Source organism: Halobellus captivus (assembly GCF_007655485.1).
GTDB lineage: Archaea > Halobacteriota > Halobacteria > Halobacteriales > Haloferacaceae > Haloquadratum > Haloquadratum captivum.
The window spans coordinates 749218-773848 of the sequence record NZ_VJXQ01000002.1; the positions used below are offsets into that span (position 1 = coordinate 749218).

Below are 24631 nucleotides of genomic sequence, written 5' to 3' on the forward strand. Positions count from 1 at the left end.
GCACATCACCCACGACTTCCGCCGCGAGGCGGGACGACGAGGAACGCGCTCGATAGATCCCGTGTCCGAAGCGTCCCTGAGCACGCAATCCAGACGCTTATATCCGTGCTGGGAGACCGCACGCTATGGCACTGCCAGCGCCCGGTGCGGTCGCGTTCGCGCTCAGTTCGGCAGTACTCTGGGGTCTGAGTCCCGTCTTCACGAAGAAGGGAATCGAGCGCGGCGGCACCTCGGTGCAGGCCGTGATGGTCGTAATGTTGACGAGCGGCGCGCTGTTCTGGACGGCGTTGCTCGCGACCAACAGGACCGCGGCGTTCGCGGGGATGAGCTTCGGCGACGCGGGGATTTTCCTCATCGGCGGCGTCATCGGGACGACGGTCGGCCGCTTGGGCCACTACGCGGGCATCGATCGAATCGGCGCGAGCGTGGCGACCGCCGCGATGAATACGCGACCCCTGTTCGCGGTGGGGCTGGCGGTCCTCTTCCTCGGCGAGACAGTCACCGCGATCACGGGCGTGGGCGTGCTCCTGCTCGTCGGTGGCGTGATGCTCCTCTCCGTCGCGAAGGGCGGCGACATCCGCGGATGGCGCTCTCGGGATCTCGCGTTTCCGCTCGCGGCGGGGCTGGCCTACGGAACGGGGAACGTGATTCGCCGGTACGGATTCCTCGAAACGCCCGCGACGACGATCGAGGCGCTCGCCCTCAACGAGACGGCGGCGATACTCACGCTGGGGAGCTACCTTCTCATCTCTCATCGAGACCGGATTCGCGCCGCCGACTCCGCCCCGATCCCGTACTTCATAATGGCGGGGATAATCAGCACTGGCGGGCTGTTCTCGCTGTTCCAGGCGCTCTCGATCGGCCGCGTGACCGTCGTCGATCCCGTCTCGGCGATGGCCCCGCTGTTTTCGGCACTGTTCACGTACCTCTTCCTTCGAGACGTCGAGCGGGTCACTCATGGCGTGATTGTGGGCGCAATGCTGGTCGTCTTCGGCGGTGCGCTCGTCACCGTCTACTGACGGCGTTCTTCGGCGGCGGGACCAGCGAGCCGTCGTTCGTCCACGCGACTTCCACGGGGCGAGCAGCCGATTCACGTTCGCGAGCCCGCAGGCAACCGAACCGTGAGCAGAATCACGGCGAAGAGCACCGCCGCCAGCAACACGTAACCCTCGTCGAAGTACCCGCGGTCGGCGATCGCGCCGAACAGCACCGGCCCCGCGGCCCCGAGCGTCGCCGACGTCGTCCGAACCACCCCGAGGCCCGTTCCCTGGATATCGTCGGGGATCGCGTCCGAGAGGAACGACTGCGTGATCGCGCCCGAGCCGAGCATCGTGCTCACGAGCACGGTGACGACGGCGAGGGGCCAGAGTCCCTCGACGAACGGAAGCGCGACGAGTCCGACGACGGGCCCGACGAGGACGATACTGAGCGACTTTCGGACCCCGATCCTGTCGTAGGCCGCACCGGCCAGCGGCTTGATCACGACGCCGAAGGCGAAGAACGCGCTGAAGAGCAGCCCCGCCAGCGACGACGAGAGACCTTTGACCTCGACGAGGTACGTCGGATACAGTCCCGTGAACGACTGCCAGATCAGAATGTACAGAAAGAGGATAAACGCCATAAAGGAGAGGTTCGCTCGGCGGAGCTCAGCGAGCACCGAGCGCGCGCTGTCGATCGAAATCGACCCGGTCGAAGATGACGAAGCCGAGGCCGTCGACTGCGACGACGGCTCCGGGAGGATGATCCAGAGCGCGGCCGCAGCGAACAGGAGCAGCGGGACGATGAACCCGAGTCCGAGCTGCCACGCGACCGCGGCCGCCAGCGCGGCACCGATCGGCGGTAGCACCGTCTGTCCGAGGTCGCCCGTCGCCATCGTCACTCCGAGGGCGCTCCCGATCCGGTCGGGGTAGATCTTCGAGAGGATCGTGATGCGAGCGATGGGGTACAGCGACTGCCCGAGACCGACCAACGCCGTCGCGACGAAGAGCACGAGCGGCGTGGGAGCGGCGACGACGAGGACGAGTGCGGCCGCGACGACGATCGTTCCGGCGACCATCACGTGCCGCTCGCTGTAATGGTCCGCGATGATGCCGCCGGGGAGTTGCCCGAGTGCCGATCCCAGCCAGAGAATCGTCACCAGCAGGCCGCCGACGGTGAGCGAGAAATCGAACGAGGACCGAAGGAACGGAAGAATGACCGGGTAGATCATCCGCGTGCCGAGCAGGACACCCCAGCCGCCAGCGATCGCGACGAGCAGCGGACCCTTCCCTTCGCCCCACAGCTCCGTCGCTTCCTGCCGAACGATATCGGTGATCCCCATTCGAGCGTTCAGTGTCGAATCCGGTCGCAGACCGAAAATATCTGTTTATCTCCGCCCGCCGTCTTCGGATCACGGCGAGGTTCGATCCAGGATCCGTCACCTCTCAAAGCTTCGTCGCGTTCTGCGCCTGTTCGGCCCGCCGAGTCGCTTCGTCGACCCGGTTTCGAACGGCGTTCGACAGCGGTCCCGGCACGTCGTCGCTCGCCTCGGCGATCCGTTCGGTGACGCGGTCGAGCGCGGTCGAGACGGCCCGCAGTCGCCGGTCGGCATTCGATCGCTCGCCCGCTCGAGCGCTCGCCGCAGCGCGCTCGGCCGCGTCCACAACGGCGTCGAGCGCGCGGACGAGCCCGCGGAGGGCGTTCTCACCGCCGACGAGAGCGTCGTCCGGCGACGTCGACTCGTCTCCGTCGAGGAGCGCCGCGACTTCTTCGCTCGTTTCCGAGGCGATCGACGCGAGGAACGAGGAGAGCGACGCCTTGCCGGTGTCGGGTCGGTCGATGCGGATCGGCGGGCCGGGAGTATCGGACCCCTCTCGGTCTGCGGCCGGGTCGGGGTTGACCCTGAACGCGCCCACCGCGCCGTCGGAATCCCGCACCTCCGCCGTGTACGCGCCGCCCCGGTGGACGTACACCGCCGCCGATCCGGCGAGTGCACCGTCGTACAGCCGACCGGCGAAGTCGTCGTCGATCGCGAGGGTGGCGAGGTCGGCGTCCGTCCCGTCGGCGTCGACCTCCAATTTGCGGGCGTTCTCGCGCGCGACCAGCGGAACCTCGCCGTCGGTTCCCGCGAGAGTGACGCGCTGGCCGGGAGTCGACGGGTCCGGATCTCCGGCGGCGGCCGACGCCCCCTCAGCGGTCGCCGTCTCGGTGTCTGTCGACTGCGCCGTCGACGACCCCCTCGAAGTCGGTTCCGCGGTCGTGGCGTCGTCGCCCGGTACCCGCTCGCCGCTTCCGACGGACAACTGTTCGCTGTGCGGTGCCTGTCCGGGCGCGTTGATCGTGAGCCGGTGTTCGCCGTCCGGAACGTCTCGAACGACGGCGACACCGTCGAACGTCGGCACGGCGGTCGGCTCGCTCTCCAACAGCGCGACGGCCTCGACGGTCGGGTCCCGTGTCGTCAACCCTTCGCCGTCGGGCGCGTCGTCGCTGGCCACGGCTTCAGTGACGCTGGCAACGACGGTGTTGATCGCCGCGGCGTCGCCGATCGCGTCGTACCGCTCGGCCAACGCGGCTCGGTGGTTCGGGTCGGTGATGTCCGCGGCCGGGTTCCCGTATCGGGGTTGTCCCCACGGCGCGCCCGTCGTCGAGATGTGACCCGCAACGGCGTCCTCCGCGAACTCGGGGACGGCGAACTCGAAGCTGAGCTGCGGCCCCGTGAAGTCCACGATGTGTTCGAGTTCTTCCGTCGGAACGAGTTCGTAGGCGTACCGCGTCGCCGACGCGTCGACGTTCTGACTGTCGGTCGATGCGTCGTCGACGCGTTCCTCGTGGCTGAACACGACACCGGTCGAACGCTCGGGGAGATCCGTCGGCGGCGACGCGAGCGAGTCGAACGTGCGCACCGTCAGCGCCTCGTCGACGAGCGAGTCGCGCTCGACGTTGGGCAGGCGGTCGTGTTCGTACACCGGCGCGCCCTCGTACTCGGGGACGACGTAGGGGAGTCTCGCGCCCTCGTCGCGCGGGAGTCCGTACGCCAGCGGCAGCTCCGAGAGCGCCTCGACGCCCTCGATCGCGGAGTTGGTGATATCGGCAAGCAGATCCGCTCCCGGCAACCGCTGGAACGCGTCCGGTTCGTCGTTGACCGAGAGCGCGCTGGAGTGCGAACCGAGTTCCGAGAGGATCCGCGGGACCATCTCGGGGTCAGGGTCGAGAAATTCGTTGTTCGGCACCCGACGGGAGTGCGAACTCGCGACGTACAACTGCGGCCGGTCGGTCTCGCGGTCGACGAACACGTGGAGCACCTCCCAGTCGTGCCAGTGGAAGTTCGTCGTGAACTGATCGAACGCCGAGTATATCCAGAACTGCACGACGGCGAGCGGGGAGTCCTCGTACTCGACGGCGTGGTAGAACACCGTCGGATCCGGCGGTTCGCCCGCCTCGGCGTGGCGTTCGTGATAGCCGTCCAGCGCGTCGAAGCCGTCGACGACTGTCTCGCCGTCCCGGTCGCTCGCGTACGGGCGCGGATCCGTCGGGAACCACGGCTCCGCGATATCGAAGAACAGCGTCGGCGCGAACCGGGTCGCGAGCGACTCAGCGAGATCCGGATCGGCCTCGGTCGTCTGGGCGTCGGATCCCCGATCGAAAAGCGAACAGCCCGCGAGTGCGCCGGTTCCGGCGGTGGCGAGGGCTGCGAGAAACGTCCGTCGATCCGCGAGTGGGTGCTCTGTCACGGTGTGACGGTTATTTGTACGCCTCTCGCAGGAACACGAGCGCCGCGCCGAACATCGCCAGATTCCCGAAGAACGCGAGTCGGTCGCCGCTTCCCGATCCCTCCTCGGCGTTCCAGAAGTCGTGCATCGTCGGCGTCACGACGGCGAGGAACGTGACCGCGGCCCCGGTCGCGACGCGGGGGAATCGCCAGAGGGCGATCCCGAGCCCCGCGAGGACCATCATTCCGGAGGCGAACGGCGCGGCGAGTTCCGGCATCGGAACGCCCGCGGATTCGGCGTACTCGATCGAGTCCTCGATATCGCGGAAATCCTCCGAGGCCTGCAACGCGAGACCCAGTCCGAAGAACACGCGGCCGACCCGCGAGAACGTGTTCGATTCCCCGGCCGAATCGGTGCGAGCGGTGTCCGCAGTCATACGGGAACTCTCTCGCGGACGCTCAATAAGCGTTCGGCCCGGTGCCAGCGGAGTCAGTTCCGCTGGCGCGCTCCGACAGTCGACAGGCTATTTTTACCGCTGTCCCAACATAGGTTATGGCCATCCAAGAGGGCGACCGCGTCGCGATCGAGTACGTCGGCCGGTTCGACGACGGCACGGTCTTCGGAACGTCGAGGTACGCCGTCGCCGCCGAACACGACCTCGACGATGCCCAGGAGCGAGCGGAGGGTGACTACGAACCGCTTGCGTTCACCGTCGGCGCGGACGAGGTGATCGAGGGGCTCGACGGGGCCGTGCGCGGAATGGCGACCGGCGAGACGGCCACCGTCCGCGTCCCACCGGAGTCCGCGTACGGCGAGATCCGCGAGGAGCGCATCCGCGAGTACGACCGCGAGACGTTCGAGGCGATGGTCGGCCACGCACCCGAGGTCGGACTGCACGTCCACGCGCAGAACGGCCTCCACGGCGACGTCGTCGCCGTCAACGGCGACTCGATCGAGGTCGACTTCAACCACGAACTCGCGGGACGGACGCTCGTCTTCGAGATCGAAGTCGTCGGGCGCGACGCCTGATCGATCCGTCGATTCGTTCCTCATTTGAGTCTCGATCGTCGAATCGGTTTCTCGATCACCGAGCCAGATTACCGGTCGCCGAACCGAATCCCGTCCTCGACGAGCCGATAGTTACGCTCGCGGTCGATGTGGACGGCGAGCCACTCGTGCTCGTAGATCTGTGCGATCAACTCCGCGTAGAGGTTCCGCCACGCGATGGCGTAGATCGGCGATTGGCCCCACGCGCGGAGTTCGGGGATGAACGTATCGTAGGTCTCCATCCGACCCTCGAGGTGCTCAACTGCATCGACGGCGTAACCCGCCGCCTCGGAGTCGGAATTCGCGGAATCGAACGCGTCTTCGAGACTGCCTTCGAGTCCCGAGACCGCGGTCTTCATATCCGCCGCGGCGTTGCTTCCGTCCTCGGGGAGTGATTCGAGAACGCCTCTGGGCACGCCGAGCGAGAACTCCCGGTCGGTGTCGGATCCGTCGTCTGCCATAGATCGACCGACGGGACCCGGCCTGAAAAAGTCGCCGTCGACGAGACAGAAGGAGTGAAGGCGAACGGAGGCTCGCTGAGGCTCACTCCTCGTAGATCCCGACGAGTTCCCGCTGCGCGGTGATCACTTCCCGATCCAATTCGGCGACGAGGTCGTCTTCGCGACGGTCCAGGGCGGCGTGAATTCCGCCGTCCGGCCTCGCGACGAGCGACTGTCCGGCGTATTCGACGAGTTCGGAATTCGGAACCTCACGGGAGCCGGTTCGCCCCGCGCCGACGACCCAACGGACGCCGTCGAGCGCTCGGGCGCGAAGCAGCAGCGTCCAGTTCTCGCTATGCGTGCCGGGCCACGCGCCGGTGACGAACAACGCATCGACGCGCTCGCGGGTGAAGGCGGCGCTCTCGTCGACGAAGTTGAGATCGTAGCAGGTGAGAAGTCCCGACCGACCGAGCGGGGTGTCGACGACGACGCGCTCCGTTCCGGGTTCGAGCACCTCCCGCTCACCCGACCAGCGGTGTCGCTTCCGATAGAACGCGGGCGCACCCTCCGGCGGCACGTACGCCGTCGTGTTGTACAGATTTCCGTCCGCTCGCTCGATGAACCCCGCGATCAGCGCCGTCTCGACCTCGCGAGCGAGGGATTCGAGCGCGCCGATGCGTGGTCCGTCGCGCGCGAGTGCGACATCCTCAATCCGTTCGTCGGCGACGAAGCCGGTGAGGGTGTACTCGGGGAACAGCGCGATCTCGACGTCCTCGGAGAGCTCTCGAAGGCGCGTCTCGACCGTTTCGACGTTGGAGTCGACGTCGAGGTCGTCGATCGCGAGTTGGCAGGCCGCGACGGTGGTCATACTGGAAGTACGGTAACAGCGGGGAAAAGTCCCGGCTCGGACCGTTCGGTACCGCTATTTTTCTTCGACGTGCCGCACCTGCACGGCCTCGCCGCGCGTCGAGCCGACCATCTCCGAGCCGAACATCTGCGCGCGTCCCACGGCGAAGGCCTTCGGCCCCTCGACGACGACCTCGTCGCCGACGCGGATGTCCTCGTCGGCGTCGACGACGCCCGGCGCGAGCACGCTGCCGTGCGGGACGAATCCGTCGATCTCGACGCGCTTCGTCGGCGCGTCGGAATCGTCCCAGACGCGCGCGCCTTCGAGCGTGAACGAGAGCACGCCGTACTGCGGAACCATCGTCGCGAGCTGTTCGCTGTCGCGGCCGTCGTCTTCGTCACCATCTTCGCCGCCCTGATCGCCGTCGCTCTCGTCGTTTCTGTTCCACACCTGCAGTTTGGGATAGCGGCTCGTCGTCTGCAGGTCGACGTCCGCGAAGAGTTGATCGCCAGCCCCGGGCCCGAACTGGTAGTCCGCGATCGCCTTTATCACATTATGCTGGCGCTCCCGCTTGCCGTATTTTAGCTCGCCGTCGAGCGTCGACATCAGGTTCGCGATCGATTCCGTCGTCGTCGGGTGGTCTTCGACGGTGTATTCGACGTCGACGTCGACGTCGCCCTCGACGCGCTCGACGATGTCGCGGTAGCCGCCGTCGGGCACGTGCGCGATCACCCGCGGATACTCGTTGCGTTCGAGGTAGCGGCGGAGCACGCGCGCGACGAACGACTTCTCGTCTTCCGACCACCGGCCGGTCACGACCGAATCGTAGTGCTGAGCGGGGTACGTGAGCTCTAACTCCATCGGGACGACGCCGATCGGCGACGTCATCGACGCCTGGTGACCTCGGTACTGGATCGCGTCGTGGAACTGCGCGTGGCTCTGCGATTCGCTGTAGGGCTTCGTCGCCGAGCACGGAACGAGCACGAGCGGATTCGAAAAGCGGTTGCAGTAGCGCTCGGTGACGCGCTGTGCGAACCGCTGGATCTCGACGCGGCGGAGCGTGTCTTCGGTCGCCGCGGAGAGTTCGCTGTTGCGGATGACCGGCGTGCGTTCCTCCAGATATTCGTACTGCTGGTCGAACTCCCGGAAGGCCGCGGTGAGCCACTGGTCGTGTCTGGCCTGGGCCTCGATGTAATCGCGGAGCCGACCGTCGCGGATCCGTCGACGGACCGTCGCGACCTCGGATTTCAGCGCGTACTCGTTGTGATCGGCGCAGTCCTGCCGGTCGAAGGCGGCGGCCCGTTTGACCTTGGTCTCGGCCTCCTCGGGGTCGACGTCGAGACGCTTTCCCTGACACGCCGGACAGGTGCACGGCAGTTCGTCCAGGTCTTCGAGGAAGTACTCGCCCTCGGAGGTGAGATAGAACCCCTCCAACCCACGGACTCGGGCGCGCTTCGCGTCGAGGAGATCGACACCGGCGTAGACGAGCGTCGCGGCGTTCCGAGGGGTGGCGACGCCGGAGAGATACAGCGCTGTGTCGGCCGGAAGTGCCTCCCGCGCGGCGACGATCTGTTCGCGGAACGCCGACGCGTGGCCGACGAACCCCGGTGCGTCCGAGAGGATGTACGCGTCAGCGCCGTAGTCGCCCGCTGTCTCGGCAGTCACAACGGCCGCGCTCGGATAGTCGACGTCGGGGTAGTCGACCGCGAAGGCGTCCTGGACGCGCTCGTCGGTGCCCGCGGGGAACGCGCGGTGCGGCAGCACCGTCAGGATCTCTCTGTACCCCTTCGGGACGCCGCGTTCGTCCGTCCAGCGGCTTCCGGCGTCGTCGATGCTGTCGTCGACGAGCGCGGGCGTCGTCAACGGGTCCGAGAGACGAAGTTCCCCGAGGCGGGCGGCCCCGTCGCGCCCGTGGATCTCGAAGTAATCGGTCATACACCCGTATGTGACGTCGACCGTGAATTATCTGTCTGTTCGCTCGCCGCGTTCGAGGCGACTGAGTCGATCGGACCGGCCCGCGAGCTTTTGCGATCTGCCCGCGAAGGATAGGTATGAAGGTCACCGGCGCGTGGTCACGGCCCGAACTCACGGGGTTTCTCGACGCCGCACGGGTGCCGATTCGTCTGGCGTGTCACACTCCGAGCGGCCACCTCTGGATGCTCTCGCTGTGGTATTTGTGGACGGAAGGCGACGTCGGGAGCGACCGAGACGGAACGACCGCGTCAGAGGCGACTCCGGAGCTCCGCTGCGCGACGAGCGCCGATGCGGACGTCGTCACATACCTCCGAAACGACCCCGCGGTCGCCTTCGAGGTTTCGACGAACGACCCGCCGTACCGTGGTGTGCGCGGTCGCGGGACGGCAAACATCGAACCCGACGGTGACAAAATCCTGCTCCGAACCCTGCTGGACCGGTATCTCGGCGGGACCGACAACGATCTCTCGGCGTTCCTCCTCGATCCCGACCGAGAGGAGGTCCGTATCCGTATCACGCCCGAGCGACTCCACTCGTGGGACTTCACCGATCGGATGGCGGATATCACGGCACCGGACGGGGTATCTGAGGAATAAGAGCCGACAGGTGGCCGTCAGCGCGAACGGGCGTTAGTCGCTTCGTTCGCCGTTCTGCTCGTCGCTTCGCTCGTCGCTACCGAGCGGTTCGATTTCGACGCGGTCGGGAACTCGATCCAGCGCCGACTTCGGCCAGCCGTCGTGGGCGAGAGTGAACGACGAGTCCGGGTTGGCGTCGGCGAGCCGCGCGACGCCGTCGGCGGCGGTCTCGTACGCCTGTCGGTCGGTCCGCTCCGGTACCTCGGCCGTGAGCGGGTACGTCTCCGAGAGCGCCCGCGGGAACGGTCCGAACGGCGGCACGACCCGCCACGCGGCGTCGTAGACGTCGCCAGAGGGTTTGCCGCCCTGCGTGAGCAACACCCGCGCACCGGCGTCGACCCGGCCGACGCGCTCGTGGTGTCGCCGGACTTCGGGACGCCGCGCCGACTCGTTGGAGAGATAGAAGAACGAGCCCTTCGAGACGGGGTCCTCGCGTTCGAGTTGGTCGGCGTGGTCCAACAGCGCGCGGTAGCCGTCGAGCATCGCCGGGTGCGAGCGCGCCCGCGACTCGACCAGTTCGAGGAGGTTGCCCGACCGGATCGCCTGCTTGATCCGGCGAATCTCCGCGAAGGAGACGTGGAGATTGTGCTCGGCGAGGAGACGTTCGCGCTCTTCCTCCCCGCGATCGCGGAGATCGTCGGGGCTTTGCGCTGAACAGACGGCGCACGAGCACGGGAAGTGTTCGAGGTCTTCGAGGTGCTCAGTGCCGCGGACCGTCATATAGCGATCGTCGCGCGCGTAGATGGCGTAGGCCGCCGAATCGAAGAGGTCGCAACCGGCGGCGACCGCCAGCGCGAACATCATCGGATGCCCCGCGCCGAACAGGTGCACCGGAGCGTCGCGGCCGAGCCCGCGCTTTGCGCCCGCCACCACGTTGATCATCTCCGCGTACCGGTAGCTGTTCATCAGCGGGACGACCGCGCCGACGGGGAAGACGTCGAGATCGGTCGCGTACGCGTGCCGCCCGGCGGCCTCCCGGAGATCCGGGTACGTCGAACCCTGCACGGGTGCGTTCACGAGCATCTCGCCGGTATCGACGGCTTCGGCGTCCGCGAGGGCTTCCTCGGTCGTCGAAAGCTCCCGCTCGGCCCGCCCCCTGGAGACGTCCGGCGGCGTCGGGATGTCGACCGGCGTTCCAACATCTGAGCCGATGTCGTGCTGGAATTCGAGGATCTCTCTCGTCGTCACGCTGATATCGCCGTACTCCGCGAGCTGAAAGGATCCCGAGTCGGTGACGATCGCGCCGTCGAATTCGAGCATCTCGTGGAGACCGACGTCGAGCGCCGTCTCTCGAAGGTCCTCGTTCGTGTGGATGATGTAGGAGTTGGTGATCAGGATCTCCGCCCCAAAGTCCGACTGGAGACGCGAGGGTGCCACCGTCCGAATGTTGGGGTTGATGACCGGCATCAACGCAGGCGTCTCGACAGTCACTCCCGCGCGGGGAACCGAGAGCTCGCCGATACGCCCGGCGACGTCCCCGTCGCGGAGCTCGAAGTGATCGCGCATACACGGATGTCGGCAGCGACTCGGTAAGTACCGTCGCTTTCCGTCCGAGTGGGCCTCGTCAGTTGAAGCAGACGACGACACGATCGTCGTGGTAGACACTCCGGAAGCCCCCGCAGTCTCGACTCGATGCGCTCGCTGCGGTCCTCGTCGCTCGCGCCGCTCGCTCCTGCGGTGCTTGCATTGCGCGTCTTCGTCGAGACTGCGGCCCCTTCCATTCCCACCCTGCCAAATACCGGTAGCAATCGCTCGCCGACGGACGAGTCGGTCGTCTCAAACCGGTTGACCAGTCCAGCGTTGAGCAGCAGCTGACGATTTGGGCGAACAGTCGGCACCCGCTCGCGACGCGCCACGATGGCCTCGCCAACACCGTCGCTGTCGCCGCGCTCCCGCGTCGCTGTGCCGAACAACCGCTGCACGACGCGGGGCTGTTTTCAGGTCACGGCGGTAGTGGCTGCGTCTTCGGTTATAAATGGTCGCCGCGCGGAACCACCGGATATTTGTGTCCGGACGGACAACGAAATCGGCGTATGCGACACCTCGGACTGAAAGCGCGGATGGCGATCGTCGGATCGATCCTGTTCGCCTTCTACGCGGTCGCGGCCGTGATCGTAATGGGCGTTTTCGGCTGGCCGCTCCCGCTCGTACTCGTCGGGAGCGTCGCCTTCGTCGGCGTCCAGTACAAGGTCGGCAAGTGGATGGCGCTGCGGAGCGTCGGCGCCGAGGACCTCCCGGAGGACCGGTACCCGGAGATCCACCGCCGCGTGGAATCGCTCTCGGAGTCGATGGGGATCGACAAGCCCCGGCTGATGATCGCCCGGATGGGCGTCCCCAACGCCTTCGCCATCGGCCGAAAGGGCGCGGGGACGGTCGTGGTCTCCGAGGAACTACTGTCCCGACTCGACGCCGCGGAGGTCGAGGGCGTGCTCGCGCACGAACTCGCTCACATCCGCAACCGCGACGTGGTGATGATGGTCCTCGGACAGGGCGTCGCCTCGATCGTCGCCATCGTCGCCCAGTGGGCTGTGCTCCTGACCGGCGACAACGACATCGCGGACTTCTTCCTCGCGATCGTCGTCGGCCAGATCACGCAGATGCTCGTGATGCTGTTCGTCTTCGCCATCTCGCGGTACCGCGAGTACGTCGCCGACCGCGACGCTGCGGACGCCATCGGCGGCGGCGAACCCCTGGCACGAGCCTTGGAGAAGATCAGTCGCGGCAACGATCGAAACCAAGAGTCCGCCGTCGACTCGCAGGTGAACGCGCTCTGTATCTTCGGTGAGGAGCGCGGCCTCGCGCGACTGTTCGCGACGCACCCGCCGATTGAGAAGCGCATCGAACGACTCCGCAACGAATGATCGACGGTCGGTACAGATGAGACGGGCAGCACAGATGAGTGACGGAGAACACAGATGATCGACGTTCGGACGCTCGCGGCCGCCATTCTCGGCGTCGCGCTCGGGATCCTGTTCGTCGCCGCACCCGAAACGATCATCCAAGTCCAGACCGCCGGTCGTCTCCCGCAGGACCGGCGCGGTCGATACGGCGAGGACGGACTGTCCGGAGACAGTGATGATGGGTCAGTGAACGGTGGGGACGAAACTGACGGATCGGGCGCGCCCACCCGCTGGCGACGGATCGTACAGCTCGTCGGTGCCGCGCTGATTCTCGGCGGGCTCTACTTCGCGTGGACGCTCGTTTGAGGGCACAGGTAGTTTCACAGCGGCATCCCAGTAAGCACAGTCTGGGGAAGGTCCTCCATCCCGACGTACCTGATGGTGAGATACAGCAGCGAAAACAGCGTAGCGTTGTACGCGCCGTGGATCAGCGCGGGGACCACGAGGTTATCGGTGAGTTCGTACATCGTCCCGAACACGAGCGTGGGGAGGACGAGCACCGAGATACTGACGAGTCGCGCCTGCGGCGCGCCCGAAAGCGAGAAATAGTGGATCGCCGCGAAGATCAGGCTCGCGAGGAAGATCGCGAGGGGCGCCGGAAGCGCTTCGCTGAGGCGGTTCTGCACGACGCCGCGGTAGAGCAGTTCCTCGCCTGGACCGATCAGGAGGAACGACGCCGGAATGAGGAGCAGCAGGATTTCGGGATTTTCCATCCCCATCTCCGCGGTGGTGTTCGGGGCTGCCTCCGCGCCGACGCTCGTGATGACCATCGACGCGAGGACGAGAAGCGCCAGCGAGGCGACGTAGCCGGAGACGACGAACCCGACGTCGCGGAGCGTCGGAACGCTGAGACCGACGTACTCGAGTCCCTTTCCGCGGTAGCGGAGATACAGTAGCGCGACGCCACCGAATCCGATTCCGGTCGCTAACGCGAGCGAGAGCACGATACTCAAAAGCGGCGTGATCGCGACCTGAGCAGCACCGAGTACGAGGGCGGTGGCGATGACGAGGATGCCGCCGACGCCGATACCGACCACGGAGAGGAGCGCGGCGACGACGAGCGCCCGGAGGATTGTGAGAACGGAACCGGACGTCGGCACCGAGTCGTCCGCTCCGTCGGCGGGGTTCAGTTCGGAGGACACACACGTCGTTCGTGCCCGCGGGTGAAAATCCTGTCTCCACGCTCGAACTCCAAACTCCGTGCTCGAACCCTCGCGTTCAGGACCAGCGATCGACGAGCTCGTACCGAGTGAGGCCGAGGATCGCTCGTCCGTCGCGAATATCGCCGTCGACGACCTCGCCGAGGAGGTCATCGTAGTCGACCAAGTCGACGCGGATGCTCTCGTTGAAGTCGAGGTTCTGCTCCGCGGTCGGCGTGCACCCGCGGGCGACGAAGTAGTGGTGGGCGCTGTTCAACAGGCCGTTCGCTGGCTCGCTCTCGAAAAGTTTCTCGACCGTCTCCGCCTCGTAGCCGGTTTCCTCGGTGAGCTCGCGGTGGGCGACCGCGACGAGGTCGTCATCGTCCGGTTCCGCGCTCCCCGCCGGAAGGCCGCGGTTGATCCGTCCGACCGCCTGTCGCCACTCCTCGATGACGACGACATCCCCTTCGGGCGTGAACGGGAGGACGACGACCGCGGGCGGCTCGTCGACGTAATGAAAATCCGTTTCGGTGCCGTCGGGAAGGACGACGTCGTCGCGGCGGACTTGGAACCCAGGACACGCGTAATCGATTCCGCTCTCTGTCGTTTGCCACGTTAGATCGTTTCCGCCGTCGCTGTCGCCGTCGTGACTATCTGTACCGCTCCCGTGACCGTCTCTGCTGCCTCTGTCGCCGTCTGGACCGCTCCCGTTGCCGTCTGTATCCCCTTCGTCGCCGTCGGTCATATCTGTCACTCTACACGGATCAACAAGAATCCGTGGGTGCACTCAGGGAGAGATGAAGCGCGGGAAGATCGGTTAAGCGGTGATCGGTCAAGCAATCAACCGATCAATCAGTCCCCAGCCAACTGCCCGCGAACGACGAGGCCGACGCCACCGAGAACGCAGAGCAGGGAGACGATCGTGACCGCGACGTGGCCCTCGTTGAACCAGAAGGGCGTCTGTAACCCCGTCTGGAAGATCACGAGGAGGAACGACAACACGGGAACGTCGCGGCCCTCGCCGATCGTCGTCGGCTCATCTGTGTCCTCGTCGGCGTAGGAAGTCGCGCCGACCGTCTCGCCTTCCGGGAGACGTTCGGCCTCGTACGGGACCTGCGGCGTCCCGTAACTCCACACGGTCGCGCCCGAGCGGTTCACCTCGACGAGTCGCTGGTTCAGCGAATCGGTGATGAGCGTGTTACCGTTGTCGAGTCGGTCGGCGTCCCGCGGCCAGTTGAAGTTGACACCCTCCGCGGCGTAGATCTCCCAGACGACCTCCCACTCGCCACGCTCGGCCCGTTCGAGTTCGACGACCCTGTCGTTGTGGCTGTCCGCGACGAGCACCCGCCCATCGCCGAGCCACTGCGGGTTGTGTTGCTGTCGCAACAGCGTCGGATCGCCCTGCGTCGTCTCCGCGTCGCCGTTGACCACCTCGACGACGCCCTCGCCGCGCTCGACGATCACCAGCTGGTGCGCGTTGCGGACGGAGACGAGGTACCGGTCCTCGCTGATGACGTCGACGTCGTTGATGTGGAGCCAGTCGGTACGCGTGGGGTCGTCGGGCGCGTCGTAGCGGGAGCTGGCGTTCCACTGCCAGGTGACCTCGCCGTTTTTCACCGTGAAGATCCGCTCGTGCTCCATATCGCTCACGAGGAACTCCCCGGAGTCGAGCAGTTCGACGTCGTGGACCTCGCTGTTCGCGCGGGTCCGAACCGGGAATGAGTACTCGTACTCGATTTCGGGGTCGGCGGCGCTGTCGGCGTTCGGATCGATGATCCGGAACCCGGTGTGCGTACACGGCGACTCGTAGGGACCGCACTCGGCGTAGCCGTCGTCCATAAAGCCAGCCATCACGCTGCCGTTGTCGAGCATCGTGACGTCGAAGTAGCTGTCAGTGTCGCCGGTGCGCCACGTCGTCTCGCGACCGTCCAGCAGGTACACGGAGCCGTGGTCGTGCAGTCCCGGCCCGCCGCCTTGGGATCCGACGAGCGTCTGCCGGATCTCGTCGTTGTCGTCCGCAGCGCCGACGTCCGGCGCGAGGGCGGCACCGACGGCGAGCGACGAGACCAACAGGAGGACACCGAACGCGACGAGCAACGCGCCCGCCCGCCGTCCGGACCGGGGGCGATTGCCGAGAGGGACCAGATCTCGCATCGATTGGATAGGCCAACCACGACCGACGAGAAAAACCGTTCGGTGTCCGAATCACGCCTGTTCGGCCTTCAGTTCGATCCGATAGCCGAACGGGTCGGTGACGTAGACTGCGGGGCCGACGCCGGTCGCGCCAAGCGGTTCGAGTCGCCGCTCGACGTCGACGTCCGCCGCTGCGAGCGCGTCCTCGATTCCCTCGATCGTGTCGTCGATTCTGACGGCGACGTGATCGTAGGCGGTGTGTTCGCTCGCGGGGGCGAACCCCGCGTCGGGCTGGAGATGGATCACCGCCCCCGGCGCGAGCCGAGCAGAGAAGAACGGTTTCTCGCCCGATTCGTACAGGTCCATCCCGACGATGTCGAAGCCGAGCGCGTCGCGGTAGAACTCCAGCGCCGACCCCACGCCGTCTTCGGGGATGTGCAGGTTCACGTGGTCGATTGCGGTTCCGTTCATAGTTCGACTTCGAACGCCCACACCAAAATACCGGATGTCGGATTCGGCGATACTGAGAGCTTGTTCTCCGATGCGGCAGCTTGGTTCTCCGATGACGGCAGCCTGGCTCTCCGAGGGAGACACGCGAGAGCTGAGAGGACGGCACCCGAAACGCTTTCTTCCGCGGCGGGCAGATCCGACGTGACTGATGTTCGTCGGCCACGAGTTCGTCGCGTTCGCCATCGTCGGCTGGGGGGCCTCCCGCGTCGGATTCGACGATCGCTCCGCACGTCGTCTGGGCATCGTCGCTGGCCTGGCGGCGCTGCTCCCCGATCTCGACGTATTCTACGCGGTCGCGACCTACGCGCTCGCCGTCGCTGGCGGGACGCCGCTGGGCTGGGAGGCGTTCTGGGGCGTCGCGAACGGCGTCCACCGCGTCGTCACGCACCCGCTCCCCGTCGGAGTGGCGGCCGCGCTCGTGTTCGGTCTCGGGGCGGCGCTGAGTGCGAGGCAGCGGTCGGAGTCGGCCCGGCCCGACCGGGTCGGTGTGACGCTCTTCGGGGGGGCAGTCATTCTCTACGTGGCTGTGCTGATCCGGGCGTTTCGGGGATCCGAGGATCAGACGGCCGCCGTCGTCGCCATCGCGTTTCTCGCCGTCGTCGCCGTCGTCGGTGTCCTCGTGGGTTACCGCACGCGACTCCCGACGAGGGCGCTGACGGCCGCCGCGGGCGTCGGCTTTCTCACACATCCATTCGGCGACGTGCTTTTGGCCGCGCCGCCGCCGCTGCTGTCGCCGTTCGGCCCGCCGCTTCTCACGGAGCGGGTGAGCCTCGCGACCGATCCAACGCTCGAAATTCTCGGCGTCCTGTTCGTCGAACTCGTTGCCGTGTGGTTCGGGATCGCCGTCGCGGCGGGACTCGGATATCCGCGGGAATCGCGGTCTACGTCGTCCGACTTTCGAGCCGGTTCCGGTGGTCGTCTTCTGGGTGTCGTAGATCACGTTCGGCGTGTTGTGGGCCGCCTTCGAGGGCTGATCGACCCGCGAGCCATCGTCGGCGTCGCCTACGCTGCCGCCGTCTTCGTCCTCCCGCGTCCGACGATCGTCGACGCTCACGTCCTCGGGTTCACGATCGTTCCGCTGGCGTTCGGAGTCGGCGTGTGGGTCGCCGCACGCGCCCGAATCACTGCGAGGAACGTCCCGGCGACGCGTACCGGATGGCCCAATATCGAAGCCGTCGCGTACGGTGCCATCGCCGGTCTCTCGACGCTGACGATCGCCGCGGTGTCGTATCTCTCGACGTACGTCCTCTTCGGCGCAGTCTGAGAGGGACCGAATCCAAACGTTTAGTACATATCGCTCGAAATACATTTATCGAGAGAAAGACGGGCGTTCACACGGCACATAGGCCGTCGTGAGTGCCGGTGCCGTCCACGGTTCCGGTATCGGTGCCATCGGCGACGGATCGCCGTACTGCGAGTGCCCGTCGCCCTCGCATACGATCACAATGAGTCCCCCAATCAGAGCGATGAACACCGACTTCGACGGTTCCATCGACATCCTCGAAGAGAACGCCCTGCTGTGGTGGTACGGAGCGATCGTCCTCTTCCTCGTCGGCGACATCGCCACCACTCTCGTCGGCCTCCAGCTGCGGACGGTCGTCGAGGCCAGTCCGGTCGCGGCGTGGTTGATTAACAGCTACGGGCTCTCGATGATTGTCCCGGTGAAAGTGCTGATCGTCTGCGGGTTCTACGGCCTCTATCGCCTCGTGCCGTCGCCGCACAGCATCGGCGTTCCGCTCGGACTGTGCGCGCTCGGGTTCGTCGTCACGGTGTGGAACGGAGCCGTGATCGCGGCCGCCCTGATATGAGGTTGTCGAACGGTGGTCGGCGTCCAACCGCACACGACAGTCGCTCCTCGAAGCAGATTTACCCATCCATCGGGAACGGCAGGTATGACCATCCTCCTCCACGAGGGACACGAACACACGGGGGCGGCATCCACTGCGGTGAATCCCGAGTTGATCACCGTCGCCGTTATCGGGGCGCTCGTCGGTATTCTCGTTCTCGGGTACGCGATCAAACGGTACCAGTCCGACTAACCCATCTGACTGCTCGCTGCGCTCATTGGTTCTGAGAGGTGGGGAGAATATGGGCCGGCTCAGATTCGAACTGAGGTTACGGCCACCCGAAGGCCGAAGGATACCAAGCTACCCCACCGGCCCGCATCCCAACAGTCGCCGTTGGTTCTTTTAACGCTTCCGAACCGGGTTTCGGGACCCGTGCATCACGTGGTGTCCGGCCACCGGCTACAACGTCGTGTCCGGCCACCGACTACACGTCAAAATACAGCTCTCGGTGCCGACGACACCCGGGGTTGAACGCCGCGCCACAGTGCGGACACGCGTCGTCGCCGCGGAGATACGCCCGCGCCGAAAGCGTCTCGCCGCAGACGCCGCACAGCACCGCCGGTTCGTCGAACCGCTCGCGCGGCCACGGCTCCGGGTCGTGGTCGGCAGTTTCAGCGTGGCAGGCGTGGCACGGCGAGAACGCCTCACAGCAGGCGAATCGAAGGGCGACGACGTCGACGGCGCTGTTCCAGTGGGCACAGCGAGTGTCGGAATCGACCGCGACTCCGCGGAGGGGAACCAGAAAGCGGTCGTCGCGAGCGGAAGCGTCCGTCGTTCGAAGGGAATCGCTCCTTCGTCGTCTCCGTTCCCGTCCTCGCGACCGTCGCCCGGTCGCTCCGTGCGATCATCGTCCATCGATCTCAGTAGGCGGTGAAGCCCTCGGTGTCGAGGAAGTTGTGGGCGACGGTAATTGTGTGGTCCGCGTGGAGCACCTCGGGCCCGACGCGGACGCGTTCGTCGGCGCGCGCGTCGAGCAGCGAGCGTTCGGCCGCCGAGAAATCGTGGTGGTCCGAGAGCACGAACAGCGGATCAGCGGGCGGTTCGACGTCGACGATGGGGTCGCCGTCCTCGTGGAGCGTGAGGAGCGTCGTCCCGTCGGCGACGGCGTCGAGCGTCTCCTCGAATCCCATCCGCCGGATCGACACGCCGGGCGTGCTCTCGGCGGGCATGTGGCCGATCGCGTCCTCGCGGTGTTCGAGTGCCTGACGGACGAGCGCGGCCGTGCTCCGTTCGTCGGGGTTGAGTCGGCGGAGTTCAGAGCCCTCGAACCGCACGGTGAACTCGTCGCCGAGGACGAGATGGACGCGGACGTCCTCGCGGATCGAGTGCGAGAGGAAGAACGCGCTGTTGACGCACCGACAGAGGACGTCGAGCCGTCCCGCTGCGCCAGCGAGGTCGTCGAGCGAGAAATCGGGCGTCGTCGGGGCGTCGTGACCGACGATCAGGAACTGTCGCATACCTCGTTTCGCGGCTCGATCACCAAGAATCGACCGAGTTGTGAGTGACCGTTACCCGCTCTGTGGATTCCGATGTGGCGGTGGATCACTCCGACAGCCCGTATCCGCGCCGGAAGAGCGCGACGTCGAGCGTGATGACGACGGCCGTGAGTCCCGCGAGCACCGCCAGCGACGCGTTCGGGTCGACCTCGCTGACGCCGAGGAAGCCGTATCGGACGCCGTTGACCATGTAGATCATCGGATTGAGCAGCGAGACCTGCTGGACCGTTTCCGGCAGTTCGTTCAGCGAGTAGAAGACGCCGCCGAAGAAGACGAGCGGCCGGAGGATGAACTGATTCAGCATCGTCAGATCGTCGAAGTCGTCGGCCCAGAGCCCGGCGACGACCCCGAGGCTCGCGAACAACGCCGTGATGACGACGCCGAAGGCGACCAGGTACAGCGGTCGGACCACGCCGACGGTCGTGAAGAACGCCCCGATTAAGGCGATAAGCGTGCCGACGATCGCACCGCGGATCGCCGCCGCGAGAACGTACGCGCCGACCATCGTCTGATAGGAGAGCGGCGAGGTGAGCACCTCTTCGATGTAGCGGTTCCACCGTCCGTGGAAGATGTTGAACGACGTGTTCTCGAAGGCGTTCGAGATCGCGCCGAGGACGACCAGCCCGGGGAGGATGAACAGGATGTACGGAACGCCTGCGATCTCGTTGATCCGCTCGCCGAGGATCACCCCGAACACCGAGAAGTAGAGGACGTTGGTGATGAAGGGCGGCAGGAAGGTGTTCCGCGGGCGACGGAGGAACCGGAGCACCTCGCGTCGCAGCAGCGCGAGAAAGCCGGTCGTATCGACGTTCACGACGACGACACCTCCGGCGTCGCGCGTTCCTCGCCCTGTCTCGTCATCTCGACGAACACCTCTTCGAGCGACGTGCGCCGAATTTCGAGGTCCACGATCTCGTGGCCGTCGTCGTCGAGGAGGCTGACGACCTCAGGGGCGACGAGTCCGCCCTGCCGAGCCGTGACGACGAGCATTGTGCCGTCGAGTTCGACCGACTCCACGCGGTCGTCGCGGGCGGCGAAGTCAGGCACCGCGGTCGGTTCCTCGCGCAGTTGTACGACGACGTCGTCGGTGCCGCGATCCATCAGCGCCTCGGGGGTGGCGACGTCGAGGACGCGGCCGGAATCGAGGATCGCGACCTCGTCGCAGAGGCGCTCGGCCTCCTCGATGTAGTGTGTCGTGAGCAGGATCGTCGTGCCCCGCTGGTTCAGGTCGACGATCGTCTCCCACAGCTCGTGGCGGAGTTGCACGTCGACCCCGGCGGTGGGCTCGTCGAGAATCAGCAGGTCCGGTTCGGTGATGAGCGCCCGCGCGAGCATGAACCGGCGCTTCATCCCGCCGGAGAGCCAGTCGAAGCGCGTATCTCGCTTGTCGTAGATCCCGACGCGCTTCAGCACCTCCTCGGCCCGCTCGCTGGCGCGTTCCCGCGGGATGCCGTGGTACCCGGCCTTGTGTTCGAGCACCTCGCGGATCGGGAAGAAGCGGTCGACGTTGAACTCCTGCGGCGCGAGGCCGATGCTGTCTCGCGCCTCGCGGTAGTCGGCTTCGACGTCGTGGCCGAACACCCTCGCCTCCCCGCCGCTCTTGCGGACGAGTCCGACGAGGACGTTGATGAAGGTCGTCTTCCCCGCGCCGTTCGGGCCCAGGAGACCGAAGAACGATCCCCGTGGGACCGTGAGGTCGACGCCGTCGAGCGCCTGTACGTCGCCGTAAGATTTCCGTAGATCGCGGATCTCGATCGCGGGCTCCATTCGCACTTCGGTCGGTTCCGCGCCGACCTAAGGACCACGAAGTCGGACGGTGATGCCTCGACGTATCGGCGATTCGGCGACCGGGTATCGTTCGGAATTCCGCCGGAACACCGAAGCGTGTCGCCGCCGATCATCGACTGTGGATCGGACGAACCGACCGAACGCCGTCGACGACGACCCGGTCGACGTCGCTCCCGACGCCGTCGCAGACGAACTCGACATCGGCTCGCCGGAGGGAACCGAACGACTCGTTCGCCTCCGTCGCCTGAGTCGCCTGCTCGACAGCGCGGTCGAGATCCCGGGGACGAACGTCCGCATCGGTCTCGATCCGATACTGGGGCTCCTTCCGGGCGTCGGTGACGTGACCGCGACGGCCGCGTCGGCGTACGTCGTCGCCGAAGCCGCGGCGCTCGGCGCGCCGCGGGCGACCCTGGCGCGGATGTGTCTGAACCTCCTCGTGGACGCGCTCATCGGGTCGGTCCCGCTCGTCGGCGACGCCTTCGATGCCGTTTGGCGGGCAAACGACCGGAACGTGAGACTCCTCGAATCGCGCCTCAGCGAGCCCGATAGGGCCGGTGAGCGCAGAGACAGGTATGTCGTGCTCCTCTTGGGTGCCGTCGTCTTCCTCGGTGTGTTGGCTGTGAGCGCCCTCGTGCTCGTGACCCTGTGGTGGCTACTCGGGGCCGCGGGCGTCCTCGGATAGGTGAACCCGACTACTCGGGTCGCCCCCCACGATCGATAGCGAAAAGGCAAGAACAAAGCGAGCGCCCCCACAACTACCTGTATGAGCATTCTCGCCGACGCCCGCGCGCTCGCCGCGCAGGAACCCGTCTGTGACGCCTGTCTCGGGCGGGCCTTCGCGGACCGGAGCTTCGGGCTGACGAACGCCGAGCGAGGCAAGAGCCTCCGGATCGCCGCGGCGCTCGACGATGACGAGCCGTACGAACCGGTCGACACCGCCGAGTGCTGGGTCTGCGAGGGCCGCTGCGCGGAGTTCGACGCGTGGGCCGAGCGCTGCGCGGAGGCGATCGAGGGCGTCGAGTTCGACACCTATCAGGTCGGCACGCGCACGCCGCCGCTGATCGAAGAGAACGAGATCCTGCTCCGCGAGGGCGCGGGACTTCCCGAGGATGCGGGCGAACTGTTCAAGTCCGAATTCAACCGCGAGGTGGGCAAGCGCGTGGGGCGGCTCACGGAGACCGACGTGGACTTCGGCCGCCCCGACGTCCAGTTCACGCTCGATCTGGAGGCAGACGTCGTCAACGTCGACGTCCACTCGGCGTTCGTCTACGGCCGTTACCGGAAGCTCGAACGCGACATCCCGCAGACGGAGTGGCCCTGCAACGCCTGTCAGGGCTCGGGGTACATCGGCAAGCAGCCCTGCGAGAAGTGCGACGGGACCGGGTACCTGTATCAGGACAGCGTCGAGGGACTGACCGCGCCGGTCGTCCGTGACGTGATGGACGGGACGGACGCCAAATTCCACGGCGCGGGGAGGGAAGACGTCGACGCGCGGATGCTCGGCACCGGTCGCCCGTTCGTCATCGAAGTGATGGAGCCGCGCCGCCGCCGAATCGACGTCGAACGACTGGAGGGCGACATCAACGCCTTCGCGGAGGGGAGAGTCGAGGTCGAGGGACTGCGGCTCGCGAGCTACGAAACGGTCGAGCGCGTCAAGAAGCTCGACGCCTCGAAGCGCTACCGGGCCGAAGTCGAGTTCGGCTCCCCCATCGAGGCCGACGCGCTCGCGGACGCGCTCGACGAACTCGAAGGCGCGACGATCGAGCAGTACACGCCCCACCGGGTCGATCACCGGCGGGCGAGTCTGACTCGCACGCGCGAGGTGTACGAGACGCGGGGCGAACTCGACGACGAGACGCAGGCGACCGTCGAGATCCACGGGGCGGGCGGGCTCTATATCAAGGAGCTCATCTCCGGCGACGAGGGCCGGACGGAGCCGAGTTTGGCCCAGTTACTCGGCGTCGACGCCGAAGTGACCGCGCTCGACGTCGTCGGTGTCTACGGCGAGGACGAACCGTTCGAGGACGAGGCGTTCTTCCTCGACGGCGACGGCTCGGCGGCGGAGGAAGCGGACAGCACCGATCACGACAGAGAGGAATGACCCCCGAAGACGCCGTCGTCGGAAGCGACGAGGCTGGAAAGGGGCCCGTGCTCGGACCGATGGTCGCGGCCGCGGTGCGCGCGCCAGCGGCGGCGATTCCCGACGACGTCGACGACTCCAAGCGGCTGTCACCCGGCAAACGGGAGTCGATCGCCGAGACGCTACGGGAGCGCGAGGACGTCGCCGTCGGGATCGCCGTCATCTCGACCGATCGCATCGACGACCCTGAGACGGATATGAACTCGCTGACGGTCGAGGCGCACGCGGAGGCGATTGCCGCGGTGGCGCGCGCCGGTGACGTCGTCGTCGCCGACGCGGGCGACGTCAGCGAGTCGCGGTTCGCCCGTCGCGTTCGCGAGGGCGTCGGGGGAGACGGCATCGACAGCGGTGACTGTTCTCGCGGCGGCGAGTCCGCCGCGGGCGGAATCGCTGTTGACGTGCACGCGGAACACGGTGCGGACGCGTCCTATCCGCTGGTCGCCGCCGCGTCGACCCTCGCGAAGGTCCGCCGCGACGCCGAGATCGACGCGCTCGAAGCGGAGTTCGCCGACTACGGCCCGCTCGGCAGCGGGTATCCCAGCGACCCGACGACTCGGGACTTCCTCAGGCGGTACGTGAGCGAGACGGGAGACTTACCGGCGTGCGCTCGCGCATCGTGGTCGACGTGCGACGACGTGCTCGCCGCCGCCGAACAGTCGGCGCTCTCGGAGTTCTGAAGCGAAGGGACGGCGAACGAAACACCGCTGCTACCGGGCTATCGCATCGAATCGAGGGCGACGAACGAACCCGCTTCGGCGGAGATCCAGGTCGTTTGCAGCGTGGCTGGGTCGGCCTCGACGGGATAGATCGTACACTCGTCGGCGTCGCCCTCGTACGCTTCGACGCGGGCGACGAGGATCTGTTCGCGGTCGTCGGTGTCCCCGCGCCCGTCCGCACGGCCGCGGTCGTCCGTATCGATGTCGCCGACGCGGGCGTCTGCAGCGGTGCGGTCGTCGGTCGGTGGGGAGTCAGTAGGGAGATCAGTATCAATGGGCATTGTGTGTCTCACATCCTCCGTTTCTGACGGAGGTTCGATGGTAGTCGTCG

28 protein-coding genes and 1 tRNA gene are annotated in these 24631 nt (G+C 66.6%); 11 read left to right on the top strand and 18 right to left on the bottom strand.

Translation table 11 applies throughout. The features are described from left to right. The first annotated feature begins 125 nt into the window (after positions 1-125). Positions 126-1019, top strand: coding sequence for a DMT family transporter (locus tag FJT57_RS09130; protein WP_144904340.1), 894 nt, complete (start codon positions 126-128; stop codon positions 1017-1019). A gap of 71 nt (positions 1020-1090) precedes the next feature. On the opposite strand, the gene FJT57_RS09135 is transcribed toward FJT57_RS09130, so the two are convergent. The 3 genes from FJT57_RS09135 to FJT57_RS09145 all read right to left on the bottom strand — a co-directional run bounded on the left by FJT57_RS09135 (position 1091) and on the right by FJT57_RS09145 (position 5124). Further along, a complete protein-coding gene (locus FJT57_RS09135; RefSeq protein WP_144904342.1) occupies positions 1091-2320 on the bottom strand; it encodes an MFS transporter in 1230 nt (409 codons plus the stop codon). 103 nt (positions 2321-2423) lie between these two features. Beyond that, positions 2424-4709, bottom strand: a complete 2286-nt coding sequence (locus FJT57_RS16650) for a hypothetical protein (protein ID WP_203229130.1) — start codon at positions 4707-4709, stop codon at positions 2424-2426. A 10-nt stretch (positions 4710-4719) separates the two neighbouring features. Beyond that, positions 4720-5124, bottom strand: coding sequence for a DoxX family protein (locus FJT57_RS09145; RefSeq protein WP_144904343.1), 405 nt, complete (start codon positions 5122-5124; stop codon positions 4720-4722). A 116-nt stretch (positions 5125-5240) separates the two neighbouring features. Between FJT57_RS09145 and FJT57_RS09150 the strand changes: the two genes are divergently transcribed. Then, positions 5241-5717 (top strand): FKBP-type peptidyl-prolyl cis-trans isomerase, encoded by a 477-nt coding sequence (locus FJT57_RS09150; RefSeq protein WP_144904345.1) that lies wholly within the window; start codon positions 5241-5243, stop codon positions 5715-5717. A gap of 68 nt (positions 5718-5785) precedes the next feature. Here the strand turns inward: FJT57_RS09150 and FJT57_RS09155 are convergent, their stop codons facing one another. The 3 genes from FJT57_RS09155 to arcS form a co-directional block, all read right to left on the bottom strand. Continuing rightward, complete coding sequence (locus tag FJT57_RS09155) at positions 5786-6196, bottom strand: hypothetical protein (protein WP_144904347.1); 411 nt, start codon at positions 6194-6196, stop codon at positions 5786-5788. Positions 6197-6278: 82 nt separating this feature from the next. Further along, positions 6279-7043, bottom strand: a complete 765-nt coding sequence (locus FJT57_RS09160) for a carbon-nitrogen hydrolase family protein (RefSeq protein WP_144904349.1) — start codon at positions 7041-7043, stop codon at positions 6279-6281. Positions 7044-7097: 54 nt separating this feature from the next. Next, positions 7098-8957, bottom strand: a complete 1860-nt coding sequence (gene arcS / locus FJT57_RS09165) for an archaeosine synthase subunit alpha (RefSeq protein WP_144904351.1) — start codon at positions 8955-8957, stop codon at positions 7098-7100. 116 nt (positions 8958-9073) lie between these two features. Here arcS and FJT57_RS09170 point away from each other — a divergent pair, with 116 nt between their 5' ends. After that, positions 9074-9592 (top strand): pyridoxamine 5'-phosphate oxidase family protein, encoded by a 519-nt coding sequence (locus FJT57_RS09170; RefSeq protein ID WP_144904353.1) that lies wholly within the window; start codon positions 9074-9076, stop codon positions 9590-9592. Between the two features lie 33 nt (positions 9593-9625). Here FJT57_RS09170 and tgtA read toward each other — a convergent pair whose 3' ends face one another. Together tgtA and FJT57_RS17190 are read right to left on the bottom strand one after the other, a co-directional pair. Continuing rightward, positions 9626-11137, bottom strand: coding sequence for a tRNA guanosine(15) transglycosylase TgtA (tgtA, locus tag FJT57_RS09175; protein WP_144904355.1), 1512 nt, complete (start codon positions 11135-11137; stop codon positions 9626-9628). A gap of 58 nt (positions 11138-11195) precedes the next feature. Next, a complete protein-coding gene (locus FJT57_RS17190; protein ID WP_275264656.1) occupies positions 11196-11318 on the bottom strand; it encodes a hypothetical protein in 123 nt (40 codons plus the stop codon). A gap of 346 nt (positions 11319-11664) precedes the next feature. Here FJT57_RS17190 and FJT57_RS09180 point away from each other — a divergent pair, with 346 nt between their 5' ends. Beyond that, the gene (locus FJT57_RS09180; RefSeq protein WP_144904357.1) at positions 11665-12492 is read left to right on the top strand and encodes a M48 family metallopeptidase; all 828 of its coding nucleotides are present in this window, start codon (positions 11665-11667) and stop codon (positions 12490-12492) included. A gap of 54 nt (positions 12493-12546) precedes the next feature. Further along, positions 12547-12837, top strand: coding sequence for a hypothetical protein (locus tag FJT57_RS09185; RefSeq protein WP_203229131.1), 291 nt, complete (start codon positions 12547-12549; stop codon positions 12835-12837). 14 nt (positions 12838-12851) lie between these two features. Here the strand turns inward: FJT57_RS09185 and FJT57_RS09190 are convergent, their stop codons facing one another. From FJT57_RS09190 to FJT57_RS09205, 4 genes are all read right to left on the bottom strand, one after another. Further along, a complete protein-coding gene (locus FJT57_RS09190) occupies positions 12852-13631 on the bottom strand; it encodes a CPBP family intramembrane glutamic endopeptidase (RefSeq protein WP_394348811.1) in 780 nt (259 codons plus the stop codon). Between the two features lie 118 nt (positions 13632-13749). Then, the gene (locus FJT57_RS09195; protein ID WP_144904361.1) at positions 13750-14415 is read right to left on the bottom strand and encodes an NUDIX hydrolase; all 666 of its coding nucleotides are present in this window, start codon (positions 14413-14415) and stop codon (positions 13750-13752) included. A gap of 107 nt (positions 14416-14522) precedes the next feature. Continuing rightward, entirely contained in the window at positions 14523-15824 is a 1302-nt protein-coding gene (locus FJT57_RS09200; protein ID WP_144904363.1) for a hypothetical protein, read from the bottom strand. A 51-nt stretch (positions 15825-15875) separates the two neighbouring features. Continuing rightward, on the bottom strand, positions 15876-16274 hold the full coding sequence (locus FJT57_RS09205; RefSeq protein WP_144904365.1) for a VOC family protein: 399 nt from the start codon (positions 16272-16274) through the stop codon (positions 15876-15878). A 187-nt stretch (positions 16275-16461) separates the two neighbouring features. On the opposite strand from FJT57_RS09205, the gene FJT57_RS09210 reads away from it, so the two are divergent. The 3 genes from FJT57_RS09210 to FJT57_RS16410 all read left to right on the top strand — a co-directional run bounded on the left by FJT57_RS09210 (position 16462) and on the right by FJT57_RS16410 (position 18352). Next, positions 16462-17577 (top strand): metal-dependent hydrolase, encoded by a 1116-nt coding sequence (locus FJT57_RS09210; RefSeq protein ID WP_144904367.1) that lies wholly within the window; start codon positions 16462-16464, stop codon positions 17575-17577. 202 nt (positions 17578-17779) lie between these two features. After that, entirely contained in the window at positions 17780-18121 is a 342-nt protein-coding gene (locus tag FJT57_RS09215; protein WP_162524322.1) for a DUF5658 family protein, read from the top strand. A gap of 84 nt (positions 18122-18205) precedes the next feature. Continuing rightward, positions 18206-18352, top strand: coding sequence for a hypothetical protein (locus FJT57_RS16410; protein WP_162524323.1), 147 nt, complete (start codon positions 18206-18208; stop codon positions 18350-18352). A gap of 50 nt (positions 18353-18402) precedes the next feature. Here the strand turns inward: FJT57_RS16410 and FJT57_RS09220 are convergent. From FJT57_RS09220 to FJT57_RS09240, 5 genes are all read right to left on the bottom strand, one after another. Beyond that, a tRNA-Pro gene (locus FJT57_RS09220) sits at positions 18403-18475 on the bottom strand. Between the two features lie 109 nt (positions 18476-18584). Next, a complete protein-coding gene (locus FJT57_RS09225) occupies positions 18585-18902 on the bottom strand; it encodes a CHY zinc finger protein (protein WP_144904519.1) in 318 nt (105 codons plus the stop codon). A gap of 118 nt (positions 18903-19020) precedes the next feature. Beyond that, positions 19021-19617, bottom strand: a complete 597-nt coding sequence (gene trmY / locus FJT57_RS09230; RefSeq protein WP_144904371.1) for a tRNA (pseudouridine(54)-N(1))-methyltransferase TrmY — start codon at positions 19615-19617, stop codon at positions 19021-19023. Positions 19618-19702: 85 nt separating this feature from the next. Further along, positions 19703-20470 (bottom strand): ABC transporter permease, encoded by a 768-nt coding sequence (locus tag FJT57_RS09235; protein ID WP_144904373.1) that lies wholly within the window; start codon positions 20468-20470, stop codon positions 19703-19705. Next, positions 20467-21423 carry an ABC transporter ATP-binding protein gene (locus tag FJT57_RS09240; RefSeq protein ID WP_144904375.1) on the bottom strand — a complete coding sequence of 319 codons (957 nt, stop codon included), beginning with the start codon at positions 21421-21423 and terminating at the stop codon, positions 20467-20469. Before FJT57_RS09240 ends, FJT57_RS09235 begins: the two co-directional genes overlap by 4 nt. Before the next feature lie 139 nt (positions 21424-21562). On the opposite strand from FJT57_RS09240, the gene FJT57_RS09245 reads away from it, so the two are divergent. The 3 genes from FJT57_RS09245 to rnhB all read left to right on the top strand — a co-directional run bounded on the left by FJT57_RS09245 (position 21563) and on the right by rnhB (position 24261). Next, on the top strand, positions 21563-22126 hold the full coding sequence (locus tag FJT57_RS09245; protein WP_238993950.1) for a DUF4112 domain-containing protein: 564 nt from the start codon (positions 21563-21565) through the stop codon (positions 22124-22126). Positions 22127-22207: 81 nt separating this feature from the next. Continuing rightward, the gene (locus FJT57_RS09250; RefSeq protein ID WP_144904378.1) at positions 22208-23545 is read left to right on the top strand and encodes a tRNA pseudouridine(54/55) synthase Pus10; all 1338 of its coding nucleotides are present in this window, start codon (positions 22208-22210) and stop codon (positions 23543-23545) included. Continuing rightward, positions 23542-24261, top strand: a complete 720-nt coding sequence (gene rnhB, locus FJT57_RS09255; RefSeq protein ID WP_144904380.1) for a ribonuclease HII — start codon at positions 23542-23544, stop codon at positions 24259-24261. The genes FJT57_RS09250 and rnhB overlap by 4 nt, the downstream gene beginning before the upstream one ends. 38 nt (positions 24262-24299) lie before the next feature. On the opposite strand, the gene FJT57_RS09260 is transcribed toward rnhB, so the two are convergent. Next, positions 24300-24581 (bottom strand): DUF7511 domain-containing protein, encoded by a 282-nt coding sequence (locus FJT57_RS09260; protein WP_238993951.1) that lies wholly within the window; start codon positions 24579-24581, stop codon positions 24300-24302. Positions 24582-24631 lie beyond the last annotated feature (50 nt).

Bases quoted from the DNA above. Each gene is read 5' to 3' on its own strand.
- FJT57_RS09130 (WP_144904340.1), top strand. From the start codon at position 126: ATGGCACTGCCAGCGCCCGGTGCGGTCGCGTTCGCGCTCAGTTCGGCA.
- FJT57_RS09135 (WP_144904342.1), bottom strand. From the start codon at position 2,320: ATGGGGATCACCGATATCGTTCGGCAGGAAGCGACGGAGCTGTGGGGC.
- FJT57_RS09145 (WP_144904343.1), bottom strand. From the start codon at position 5,124: ATGACTGCGGACACCGCTCGCACCGATTCGGCCGGGGAATCGAACACG.
- FJT57_RS09150 (WP_144904345.1), top strand. From the start codon at position 5,241: ATGGCCATCCAAGAGGGCGACCGCGTCGCGATCGAGTACGTCGGCCGG.
- FJT57_RS09155 (WP_144904347.1), bottom strand. From the start codon at position 6,196: ATGGCAGACGACGGATCCGACACCGACCGGGAGTTCTCGCTCGGCGTG.
- FJT57_RS09160 (WP_144904349.1), bottom strand. From the start codon at position 7,043: ATGACCACCGTCGCGGCCTGCCAACTCGCGATCGACGACCTCGACGTC.
- arcS (WP_144904351.1), bottom strand. From the start codon at position 8,957: ATGACCGATTACTTCGAGATCCACGGGCGCGACGGGGCCGCCCGCCTC.
- FJT57_RS09170 (WP_144904353.1), top strand. From the start codon at position 9,074: ATGAAGGTCACCGGCGCGTGGTCACGGCCCGAACTCACGGGGTTTCTC.
- tgtA (WP_144904355.1), bottom strand. From the start codon at position 11,137: ATGCGCGATCACTTCGAGCTCCGCGACGGGGACGTCGCCGGGCGTATC.
- FJT57_RS17190 (WP_275264656.1), bottom strand. From the start codon at position 11,318: ATGCAAGCACCGCAGGAGCGAGCGGCGCGAGCGACGAGGACCGCAGCG.
- FJT57_RS09180 (WP_144904357.1), top strand. From the start codon at position 11,665: ATGCGACACCTCGGACTGAAAGCGCGGATGGCGATCGTCGGATCGATC.
- FJT57_RS09185 (WP_203229131.1), top strand. From the start codon at position 12,547: ATGATCGACGTTCGGACGCTCGCGGCCGCCATTCTCGGCGTCGCGCTC.
- FJT57_RS09195 (WP_144904361.1), bottom strand. From the start codon at position 14,415: ATGACCGACGGCGACGAAGGGGATACAGACGGCAACGGGAGCGGTCCA.
- FJT57_RS09200 (WP_144904363.1), bottom strand. From the start codon at position 15,824: ATGCGAGATCTGGTCCCTCTCGGCAATCGCCCCCGGTCCGGACGGCGG.
- FJT57_RS09205 (WP_144904365.1), bottom strand. From the start codon at position 16,274: ATGAACGGAACCGCAATCGACCACGTGAACCTGCACATCCCCGAAGAC.
- FJT57_RS09210 (WP_144904367.1), top strand. From the start codon at position 16,462: ATGTTCGTCGGCCACGAGTTCGTCGCGTTCGCCATCGTCGGCTGGGGG.
- FJT57_RS09215 (WP_162524322.1), top strand. From the start codon at position 17,780: ATGAACACCGACTTCGACGGTTCCATCGACATCCTCGAAGAGAACGCC.
- FJT57_RS16410 (WP_162524323.1), top strand. From the start codon at position 18,206: ATGACCATCCTCCTCCACGAGGGACACGAACACACGGGGGCGGCATCC.
- trmY (WP_144904371.1), bottom strand. From the start codon at position 19,617: ATGCGACAGTTCCTGATCGTCGGTCACGACGCCCCGACGACGCCCGAT.
- FJT57_RS09240 (WP_144904375.1), bottom strand. From the start codon at position 21,423: ATGGAGCCCGCGATCGAGATCCGCGATCTACGGAAATCTTACGGCGAC.
- FJT57_RS09250 (WP_144904378.1), top strand. From the start codon at position 22,208: ATGAGCATTCTCGCCGACGCCCGCGCGCTCGCCGCGCAGGAACCCGTC.
- rnhB (WP_144904380.1), top strand. From the start codon at position 23,542: ATGACCCCCGAAGACGCCGTCGTCGGAAGCGACGAGGCTGGAAAGGGG.
- FJT57_RS09260 (WP_238993951.1), bottom strand. From the start codon at position 24,581: ATGCCCATTGATACTGATCTCCCTACTGACTCCCCACCGACCGACGAC.